Source organism: Rhizobium tibeticum (assembly GCF_900110205.1).
Taxonomy (GTDB): Bacteria; Pseudomonadota; Alphaproteobacteria; order Rhizobiales; family Rhizobiaceae; genus Rhizobium; species Rhizobium tibeticum.
Genome location: NZ_FOCV01000091.1, coordinates 1 through 8075, shown reverse-complemented (window position 1 = coordinate 8075; position 8075 = coordinate 1). Strand labels below are relative to the sequence as shown.

6 protein-coding genes and 1 pseudogene are annotated in these 8075 nt (G+C 58.6%); 5 read left to right on the top strand and 2 right to left on the bottom strand.

Features of this window, described 5'->3' with window-relative positions:
* Together BSG20_RS34275 and BSG20_RS34270 are read left to right on the top strand one after the other, a co-directional pair.
* Window positions 1-275, top strand: a 275-nt coding sequence (locus tag BSG20_RS34275; protein ID WP_143147590.1) for a DDE-type integrase/transposase/recombinase, incomplete at its 5' end; no start/stop codon positions are given.
* A gap of 47 nt (window positions 276-322) precedes the next feature.
* Window positions 323-913 (top strand): annotated as a pseudogene (locus BSG20_RS34270) (IS91 family transposase); the annotation flags it as partial.
* On the opposite strand, the gene BSG20_RS36900 reads toward BSG20_RS34270, so the two are convergent.
* Together BSG20_RS36900 and tnpA are read right to left on the bottom strand one after the other, a co-directional pair.
* Entirely contained in the window at window positions 841-1149 is a 309-nt protein-coding gene (locus tag BSG20_RS36900; RefSeq protein ID WP_177309927.1) for a hypothetical protein, read from the bottom strand. The pseudogene BSG20_RS34270 and the gene BSG20_RS36900 sit on opposite strands and share 73 nt — an antisense overlap.
* A 258-nt stretch (window positions 1150-1407) precedes the next feature.
* On the bottom strand, window positions 1408-1773 hold the full coding sequence (gene tnpA, locus BSG20_RS34265) for an IS66-like element accessory protein TnpA (RefSeq protein ID WP_093041864.1): 366 nt from the start codon (window positions 1771-1773) through the stop codon (window positions 1408-1410).
* A 465-nt stretch (window positions 1774-2238) separates the two neighbouring features.
* Between tnpA and BSG20_RS34260 the strand changes: the two genes are divergently transcribed.
* The 3 genes from BSG20_RS34260 to BSG20_RS34245 form a co-directional block, all read left to right on the top strand.
* Window positions 2239-2784, top strand: coding sequence for a VOC family protein (locus BSG20_RS34260; protein WP_072382272.1), 546 nt, complete (start codon window positions 2239-2241; stop codon window positions 2782-2784).
* 897 nt (window positions 2785-3681) lie between these two features.
* Window positions 3682-4980 carry an aminotransferase-like domain-containing protein gene (locus BSG20_RS34250; RefSeq protein ID WP_072382275.1) on the top strand — a complete coding sequence of 433 codons (1299 nt, stop codon included), beginning with the start codon at window positions 3682-3684 and terminating at the stop codon, window positions 4978-4980.
* Window positions 4981-5040: 60 nt separating this feature from the next.
* The coding region (locus BSG20_RS34245; protein ID WP_143147614.1) for an amino acid adenylation domain-containing protein at window positions 5041-8075 on the top strand (3035 nt) is incomplete at its 3' end.

Here is an 8075-nt window from a genome sequence, read left to right as displayed (position 1 = left end):
CCTACGGCGCAGCAAAGCGAGAGATCATGCCGGGTGTAGAGCATCGCTCCCACAAAGGGTTGAATAATCGGGCGGAGAATTCTCACCAACCAGTCCGGCGGCGAGAGCGGATCATGAAGCGCTTCAAGTCACAGCGACATCTACAACGCTTCGTCTCCATCCATGATCCGATCGCCAACCTATTTCAAATCCCGCGCCACGACATCTCCTCCGGCCACCATCGCGAACTGCGCACGGCGGCGATGAGCCTGTGGGCGAAAATTGCCCGAGCATGAGAGATATCTGCGGATGGCGTCTTTCGCTGGCCTTTCATCCGTTAAGTTTACGATGCCCCTTCGACGCCGGCAAGCTGCAGTTCTTCTCCGACTTGCGAGCCCTGAGCGACCGCAACGTTTTCCGGCGCACTTTGGCACCCCTTCGAAAGGCCGACTGGGTGGTCTACGCCAAGCCGCCCTTCGCCGGACCCGAACAGGTGCTCGATTAAGTCGGCCGCTACACGCACCGCGTCGCCATTTCCAACAACCGCCTCGTCGATATCGAGGATGGCGCGGTGCGTTTCCGCTGGAAGGATTATCGGCACGGCGATCGGCAAAAGGTCATGACCGTCTCCGCCGACGAATTCATCCGCCGCTTTCTGTTGCACGTCCTGCCCGACGGCTTCCATCGGATCCGCTATTACGGCTTCCTCGGCAATCGCTACCGCGCACAAAAGCTTGCCCATTGCCGCGACCTGCTCGGCATGCCGGTTCCCGAGCCATCGGAGAGCCAAGCTCCGAAGGACTATCGCGACTGTTACGAGGAACTCACCGGGCGTTCCCTCAGGCAATGCCCGGCTTGTCGTCAAGGGCAGATGATCACCATCGAAACCTTCGACGGCATCAGCGGACCCACGTCATACTGGGATACGTCATGAAAGAAGCGCGCCGCATTCATCGTCGCCGCATCACCTCGTTCGGCCGGCAAACCAGCCGGTCCTGCGAAAGTGTGCGCCATCGCGCCCATCGGCGCTTCCCGATAGGATGCCGCGTCAATCGTCACGTTTATCGACACCGGAATCCGTGCTGCTTTCGTCCCCCGCGCTCCCGCCACCCCTGCATCCACGCCGCTGTGCGATGCCCTTTCCTTGGACGGGCACCGTTCAATACCCATAGAACGCCGCCCGCGCCCGCGGCTTAGCCCAACACGTTTTTAACTTACCGTCGCTGTCAGACTCGGCGCCTTCCGCAATGTGGAATACCGCGACGCCAAGCTAAAAACGCTCTGCATTATGTGGAGTCGATGGATTTCGAAAAGCAGGTCAATGAGCCGATCGGCGTCTCCGACTCCGCATAATTATCGTCGGCGCATAATTGCGCATGTCCGTGATCCCGCAGGCCAGGTACACCCGCACGCCGGTCCCAGGTCCGATCATGCCGCCACCGCGCGGATGAGCCGCGTCAGGGTGGCGCCGTCCACAGCGCTGTCGAACCGAAGGCTGCGACCAAAGTTCAACCGCAACTCGATCATCCCAGACGGGTCCTGACGGTCTCCGCAGACCTCGGTCTGCACCACATTCATGTCCACCGGAACAAACACCGCATTCGCAGAAGACGGCAAAAGTCCCTGCTTCTTCAGCTCACTACGCCAGGTGTAAATCTGCTGCCGCGTCACATCGTGTCGCTGCGCAACCTCAGTAACCGTCGCCCCATCGATCCCAACCGACACGACAATCTCGAGCTTCTGTTCGTCGCGCCACCGGCGCCGACGTTCCTGCCCAAGAATCTCGACACGCATCACATACCTCGCCCAAGACACGTCGCTAACGACGTCGTTAAACACGTGTTTTAGGCCATAAGGCTTCATCCGGCAGGCGGTGCCAATCGGGCGGTTACTTCGAGCGGGATTTCTGCTTTTGTAATTTGCCGTCGCGAGCTCCCGCGGCTGGGGTGTTGAGGGTCGATACGCGTCGCGTTGATCTATATCAATGCTCAACCGACCCATTAGGGAATATGATCGCCTGTCCCGGTTCTAGGATCCAACGGTACGATACTAGCCGCGGAAGGCGCTCGGCTACCCCCGAATGCGAGATTCGTGACGATGGTGACCGCGATATCATAGTTGAGCCTGCTTGGAACCGGGCTGGTCCCCGCCGGTGGGGCGGGCGAAAGAGATGACACATATGTCACTATTCTGGCCCAACCTACAGCAAACCATGCAGTCGAGACTCCAAATGCGTTATCTAAAGAGAAGGAGGTTGAAATGAGTGATCCCGTAAACGCGTCATTTGACAGCGCATCGCCAGATACCACACCGGTGGATGACCACACTAACCTGCGATTTCGTGGGATCGACCACATCGCTTTGGCCGTCCATAGACTGGAAGACGCTATTCATTTGTTTCAAGGTGTACTTGGTTTTAACCTCAGGCGCCGATTCCAGATAAAGGGCAAAAAGACTGGTATGGTGTGCGCGGACATGGTTCGCGACGGGCTGTGCTTTGTACTTTGTCAAGGCACAGAACCAGAGTCGCAGGTGTCCCAACTTGTCGAGAATTTTGGGGTAGGTCTAGCCCATGTCGCGCTGGCTGTGGACGATGTGTCGGCGATGGTCGAGACCCTCAAGAAGCGAGGGCTGTCGTTTGACACAGCCGTAATAAACGGACCGGGCCTAACACAGGCGTTCTCTTCGCGATGCCCTAGCACTGGCGTGAGCATCGAACTTGTACATCGGAACGGCGAGGAAGGATTTCTCGACGATAACGTCCAAGAGCTTTTTGAGCAGTTGGAGCAGTCCGGGAAATACTGACGAACGTGGACGGTTCTAGTCCCCAACGTGTAGGCGGCCGCGGAATGCATGATTGTATTGCGGTCACGATCGATCAGATTCAGCCATGTGTGCGACCTGTAATCCGCGGCATCGATGCCACTAGCCATGCGAAGTCCGCCGATGGAGAGGCCGCACGCAAAATGTGCATCGGGCTAGCGGCATGACGGTTGCGGCACCGATCACCAGCAACGGCAGGATGATGCGATCGCCCCTTTGCTGCGCGGGCCAAGCCGACCACGTCCGGCTCCGCTGTGTTGCCGAGCGGCAGACCGGCCAGACGCGAGCTGTCTCGCCGATTTGAACTGTGCAGGCATCTCCCGCCGATGCTGCGATCGCCGATCCATAAAAGAACCACCGGGAATGGTAGGCGGCTGTATCGATGTGCACAATAATTTGGGCGGATGCCGAGGCCATGTGCGGAGCGCCGCCTGGTGGTTTATTCCGGTCGAGAGTTCCAAGCATCAGGCACCGCCATGGTGTCTAAGGTGCCTTATCTGCTGGTGGCGGCAAGGCAGGAGATACTGTCGCTCAGCCACCGGCAGCGGAAGGAGTCCTGCAACCGCGAACTACGGAAGACGAGCAGGCAAGTCCAGTATATCGGGCCAAATCTGGACCGATCGATCTTGGACGATGTCAGACACTCGTCATGGCAGTTTGACAGCGACCGCCTTGTTTATACGCGTTTTCTCCCTTGGCACGGGAATTGCTTGGCCCTCCCACAATCAGAGTAGGAGCAATGTCGATGATCACACTCGCCAATCGTCAGACGGCTGTTTGTGGAACCGCTCTAACCCGTGTCGCTGGTTTTGACGGAATGCTGCTGTTGAGCCCACACTGGTGTGATCCTCACTTTTCCGATGGTTCTGCGCGGGGTTCATGATGGATTATATGCCGAAAACGTCGGTAATGAACTTCTTAAACGAGGTCTCGGGTTCGTTTCCGTCGGCGATTTCCCTGGCCTCTGGCAGACCAAGTGATCGGTTCTTCAATAGGCTCGACCCCCAGGCGCTGTTGAATGCGCTAGTCGTGTATGAACGGTATTCAGCCGGCGATCACGGAGGTGGGCAAGTACACTCTCAGTTGTTGCAGTATGGACGAACTGCCGGCATCATCAGCGAGATCGTTGCACAACAGGTTCGATCCGATGAGGGGGTTCCCGCGAGGACTGATCGCGTACTAATCACGTCAGGCTGCCAGGAGGCGCTTGCTGTCTGCCTGCCGGCACTGTGTCCCAAACCTTCGGACGTGCTCCTGGTCTGCAACCCCACCTACGTTGGGACAACCGGTGCAGCTGCCGCTACACGGGTCGCCGTTTCAGGGCTGCGCAACTCAGAACTTGGCATTGCCGAGGCAATCGAATTCGCAGTGCTGCAGTTGCGCCGGCAAGGTCGGAGGGCTCGCGCTCTATACCTTATTCCCGATTTTGATAATCCGACTGGGCGCGTCCTCGACACGCCCGCACGACGCGATATCCTTCAAGTGTGCGACAGACATCGGATCATCGTTCTGGAGGACAATCCATACGGGCAATTTCGGTATGAAGGAGACGCGATCCCTCCGATGGCCGCTTTGGACGAGGCCGGAAGTGTTATCTACCTCTCGACTTTCTCCAAGACGCTAGCCCCATCTCTCCGCATGGGAGCTGCGATACTGCCCGAGACGATATTTGGAGACACGGGAGCTTGCCGGTTACTTTGGGAAGATCTGGTTCAGCGCAAGAGTTTCGTTACCCTCAATACGAGCCAAATTACACAAGCGATCGTGGCAGGGCTGTTGATCGAACAGGGGGGAAGCTTGCGTGATTGGATACGGCCGGCGCTGGATTGGTATCGTGCCAATCGCGACGTTATGTTGTGTCAGCTGAACCGTGTGTTTTCGCCTTTCGCGGATCAGATTCGATGGAATCGCCCCTGCGGCGGCTTCTTCCTGACCCTTGATCTTCCTTTCAGATTTGGGGCGGAGAGCGTGGACGAGTGTGCAAGGCGTGACAATGTCATCGTTATGCCCATGAGCTTCTTCGCGTCGGATAACTCTCAAGACTACCGGATTCGATTGTCGTTCAGCGCTGTTAGACCCGAGCAGATCCGAACCAGTGTGACCGGTTTGGGCCGCTACGTGGCGCGGCGGCTTGGGCGGGAACTGCCCAGCTTGGTGGGTGGACTGCGGGAGGGGTAAAGATTGACATATCGGTCTTCTCCGGCGCGCGGCTGTGGCCGCGAACAAGGCGATCAGGACATGAACCCTGCAGCACGCTCAATCTCCTCCAGCATCGTTGTTGGCAGTGGTACGCTCGCTATCAGATGCGCTGAACTGGCAATGGCGATGGGCCATGTCATTGGTGCGGCTCTGTGTGGCGACCCCATATTCGCAGAGTGGGCGGCTCGCACCAATATCCCGAGCATGGAGAGTGTCGACGAGCTCTGCTCTTTCTTGAAGGCTGAGCCGGTGGATTGGATTTTCTCCGTCGCAAATCCGTTCATCTTGCCACCGGACGTGCTGGGGCGCGTGCGTCGAGGTGCTTTCAATTACCACGACGGTCCATTGCCACGATATGCGGGAATTCACGCGACGTCCTGGGCGCTGCTGGCGCAAGAGACCGAATATGCGATCACGTGGCATCGGATCGATGATGGTGTTAATACGGGTGACGTCGTGGTTCAGCGCCAAGTGCTGATTGCGCCCACCGACACGGCAATCAGCCTGAACCTCAAATGTCATGAAGCCGCGATCGAGGGTTTCCGCGAGCTTTTAACTGGCCTCGTGAGCGGGAAACTTACGGCCGATCCGCAGGCGCAGGTGGACAGAAGCTATTTTCCGAGACGTCGACGCCCAGATGCGGCAGGCTGTCTGCGATGGGACCGATCCGCGCAAGATCTGTCAGCGACGACGCGTGCCTTAAACTTTGGGCCATATCATCCCAATCAAATGTGTCTGCCCAAGGCTCTCGTAGGCGATGAGGTTGTCACAATCAGACGCCTGGAGGTGTCCCCCCAACGCTCGGGCGTTCCGGCAGGTTGCCTGGTTGAAGTCCACTCCAGCCATTGGCGGGTGGCGACGGGTACGCAGGATGTTGAGGTTTGCTTTGGCAGCCCCGATGGGCAGGTGCTGGACGCGCGAGCCCTCGCCAGGCGCTTCAATCTGGATGAAGGTGAACGCCTTCCGATGTTGAGCGATGAACAGGCGCGGAGCATAACTGTCACTCATGAATTGCTGGCGCCCTCAGAGGATTTTTGGCGACTGCGGCTTGAGCAGCTTAGAACATTGCAGCTTCCTTTCCCATCGTCGCCCGTGGCTGAAGCGCCGCTCGGATGGCAGTCGAGTTCGTGGTTCATTGCAAGTGCTTTGGCTAACCTGTCGCCACTCGATCGCACGGAATACTTGGTAACGGCTTGGCTGATCTATCTCGCCCGCATCACGGGAGAAACAGAGATTCAACTGGGATGGACGCCCGCATCGGATCGATCGCAACCTGGCTCTAAAGCGGTGGAGGTGCTAATCGCCTCTGTCGTGCCGATGGAAGTTACCATTGATCTTGCACAGGGTTTTAGAAAAGTGCGCAAAACGGTGACGGCCGAACTCTCACAGCTGAGGGAGCACGCTAGCTTCGCGCGGGATCTTATCGCACGCTGCCCGACGTTGCGAGGCGTGGAGGCGCTACGATCGCGCCAGCCTTGGCAAATTTGCATAACGATTACCGCAAATAGCTGTTGTGCCGCTGGCGATCTGACGTCGAGCCAAAGTGCTGGGACAACCCTATGCGGCGATTTGCTGACGTTGGAGGTTTGCGCTCTGGATGGGAGCTGTCGATGGCATTTTGATGCCAGCCGATTGGCGCCGAAGCAGATCGACCGCATGACGCAGCATCTGCAAAATCTGTTGGATTGCGCGATGGCCGATGCGCGGCAGCCGGTCGGCCGCATCGACCTCCTGCCGGCCGACGAACGCACATACCTGCTGGAGGATCTGAACCGGACGGCGGCGGCCTATCCCTCAGAAGTGTGCATCCATCAGCTGTTCGAACAGCAGGTGCAAAAGGCGCCGGACGCGGTGGCGGTGGTCTATGAGGATGAGCGGCTGAGCTATGGCGCGCTCAACGCCCAGGCCAACCGGCTGGCGCATCATCTGATCGGGCTCGGGGTCAAGCCGGACCAGCCGGTGGCGATCTGTCTGGAGCGCAGCCCGGCCATGGTGGTGGGGCTTTTGGCGATCCTCAAGGCGGGCGGCGCCTACGTGCCGCTCGATCCGACCTATCCGTCGACGCGGCTGATCCAGATCCTCAACGATGCGGCGCCGCGACTGCTGCTCGCCGATGCGGCCGGCTGCGCCGCGCTCGGCGCCGAGGCGCTGGCCGATCTGACGGTGGTGGATCTTGATACGGCCACCCCGGCCTGGGCCGAGCTGCCCGCCTGCGACCCCGAGCCGCGTGCCCTTGGCCTCACATCCCGCCATCTCGCCTATGTGATCTACACCTCCGGATCAACCGGAACCCCAAAGGGCGTCATGGTCGAGCATCAAAGCTTGGTCAATCACACAACCTGGCAGGCGGATCGATTCCAGTTTGCTGCCCATGACATTTTCTTGCAGCGAACATCCCCCTCTTTTGATGCCGCCGTGTGGGAGCTATGGACAGCCTTGTCGATTGGGGCCTGTGTAGCCCTTCTTCCTCTCGAGCGGCAATTAGATACTCGAACAATTTTCGATCTAATAAATAAGGGTCAAATAACAATCCTGCAATTGGTTCCGTCGCTTCTTTCAGCATTGCTTATGGTCACTGACGTTGAACAAAATGAAATCGATAGTTTACGATACGTATTCTGCGGCGGAGAGCTCCTCAAGAATGAGCAAGCCGCTAAATGGCTGCAATTCGCACCGCGGGCACTTGTCAACGTCTATGGACCTACTGAAGCAACGATTGAGGCGACAGCCTGGGTGTATTCCACTGGATTTAACACGCAAGTTGTCCCGATCGGGCGTCCGATCTCGAACACGCGGATCTATCTTCTGGACGGTCATGGCGCACCCGTTCCGTTCGGGGCGGTGGGCGAGCTTTATATCGGCGGGGCGGGGGTGGCGCGCGGCTACCTGAACCGGCCCGAGCTGACGGCGGAGCGGTTTATGGCCGATCCGTTCAGTAAGGAGCCGGGAGCGCGGATGTACCGGACCGGCGACCTGGCGCGCTACCTGCCGGATGGCAATCTGGAGTTCCTCGGCCGCATCGACGACCAGGTGAAGATCCGCGGCTTCCGCATCGAGCCGGGCGAGATCGCCGC